1 protein-coding gene is annotated in these 2,328 nt (G+C 64.4%); it reads left to right on the top strand.

Features of this window, described 5'->3' with window-relative positions:
* Nucleotides 1–2,328, top strand: a 2,328-nt coding sequence (locus tag ACLMAL_RS39425) for a condensation domain-containing protein (protein WP_412003736.1), incomplete at both ends; no start/stop codon positions are given.

Raw genomic sequence — 2,328 nt, 5'->3', positions numbered from 1 at the left:
GTCGCCGTGAGTTGGTGGCTGGTCCTCGGCCGGAGCGGATTCCGTTGTCGCTTGCGCAGCAGCGGATGTGGTTCCTGAACCGTTTCGATACCGAGTCGGCTGCTTACAACGTGCCGATCGCGGTGCGGTTGTCCGGCGAGCTGAACGTCGAGGCTTTGCGGCAGGCGATCGCGGATTTGGTGGGCAGGCACGAAGTGCTGCGCACGGTCTACCCGGCGATCGATGGCTCCGCTGTCCAGGTGATCCTGCCGCCGTCGCAGGCGATACTGCCATTGGCCGAGCACACCATTAGCGCGGACCGGATCGAATCCGCTGTGGTGGAATTGATTTCGATGCCGTTCGATGTCACCGAGCAGGTGCCGGTGCGTGTCGCGTTGTTCGAGATCGAGATCGAGAGCGAGACACCGGAATACGTGATCGCCATGGTGGTGCATCACATCGCAGGTGATGGTTCCTCGGTCGGTCCGTTGGTGCGCGACCTGATGACGGCGTATGTCGCGCGGTCGATGGGTGAGGCGCCCAATTGGTCGCCGCTCGAGGTGCAGTATGCGGACTTCAGTATCTGGCAGCGGGAGTTGCTGGGTAGTGAGGACGATCCGGAATCGCTGATGTCCAGTCAGGTCGCCTACTGGCGCACCGCACTTGCCGATCTGCCCGAGCAGTTGGATCTGCCGATGGACCGGCCGCGTCCCGCAACGCAGTCGTTCGCCGGTAGCACCGTGCATCTCGGTATCGACGCTGATCTGCATCGTGGTCTGGTCGAGGTGGCGCAATCCGAGGGCGCGACGCTGTTCATGGTCATGCACACCGCACTCGCGGTATTGCTGGCACGTCTGTCGGGTACCGACGATATTGCCATCGGTACGCCGATGGCGGGTCGTGGTGAAGCGGCGCTGAACGATTTGATCGGTTCGTTCATCAACACCCTGGTCTTCCGCTCCACTGTGCAAGCGGGCGAGTCGTTCACAGGCTTGTTGTCGCGTCAGCGTGCGACGGATATTCAGGCGTTCGCGAATGCCGATGTGCCGTTCGAGCGTTTGGTGGAGGTGCTGAACCCGGCTCGTTCGACTGCGCGGCATCCGTTGTTCCAGGTGGGCCTGTCGTTCCAGAACCTCACGACCACAACCTTGGAGCTGCCCGGCCTGACCGTGTCGGGCGTCGACTATGACAGCGGAATTTCGCAGTTCGATCTGCACCTGATCCTCACCGACACCTACGACGAGTCCGGCACCCCCACTGGTATCGATGGCCTCTTCACCTACGCGACCGCACTGTTCGATCGCGCCACGGTCGAGGGCTTCGCGGATCGCTTCCTGCGCCTGCTCAACAACATCGTCGCCACACCCGCCACCGCCGTCGGTGACCTGGAACTGCTCGCGCTCGCCGAGCGGGATCGCACTGTCCTCGACTGGAACGACACCGCGCACGAGCTCGCACCGGCCACGCTGGTGTCGATGTTCGAGGCGCAGGCACTGCGAACCCCGGATGCGACAGCAGTGGTGTTCGAGGGGACGAGTCTGACCTATGCCGAGTTCTCGGCACGGGTGAACCGTCTTGCGCGACACCTGATTTCCCTCGGTGTCGGCCCGGATTCGATGGTGGCGCTCGGTATGCGCCGCTCGCTGGATCTGGTGGTCGGCATGTACGCGGTGGATGTGGCCGGCGGCGCGTACGTGCCGTTGGATCCCGATCACCCGGCCGAGCGCAGCCACTATGTGCTCGACACCGCCGCCCCGGTGTGTGTGCTGACGACCACGCGCGACAACTTCGACGCGGGCACCACCAGCACACTCGAGATCGATGCCCTCGATCTGTCGGACTACTCCGACGCGCCGGTCACCGACGCCGACCGCCGTGCACCCCTGCGGCCGGAGAACTCCGCCTACGTGATCTTCACGTCGGGCTCGACGGGCCGCCCGAAGGGTGTGGCGGTTCCGCACGCGGCGATCGTCAATCAGATCGAGTGGATGCTGGCGGAATACCCGCTCGGTCCGGACGATGTGTACCTGCAGAAGACGGCGACGACGTTCGACGTGTCGCTGTGGGGCTACTTCATGCCGTTGAGCGCGGGCGCGACCCTGGTTGTCGCGACGCACGACGGTCATCGTGATCCGGCCTACGTGGCCGAGACGATCGCGACCCATCGGGTCACCGTGACCGACTTCGTGCCCTCGATGCTGGCTGTTTTCGCCGCGCTGTCCGCGCCGGGTTCGTACCCGACCTTGCGGGATGTGTTCGTGATCGGTGAGGCGCTGCCGCCGGAAACGGTGACGGCGTGGCAGACGGTGTCGGATGCGGCGTTGCACAACCTGTACGGTCCGACCGAGG

Origin of the sequence: Nocardia sp. CWNU-33 (assembly GCF_046764895.1) — a bacterium.
GTDB lineage: Bacteria > Actinomycetota > Actinomycetes > Mycobacteriales > Mycobacteriaceae > Nocardia.
The sequence above is the reverse complement of the archived record's forward strand: the minus strand, read 5'-3'. Positions and strand labels throughout refer to the sequence as shown.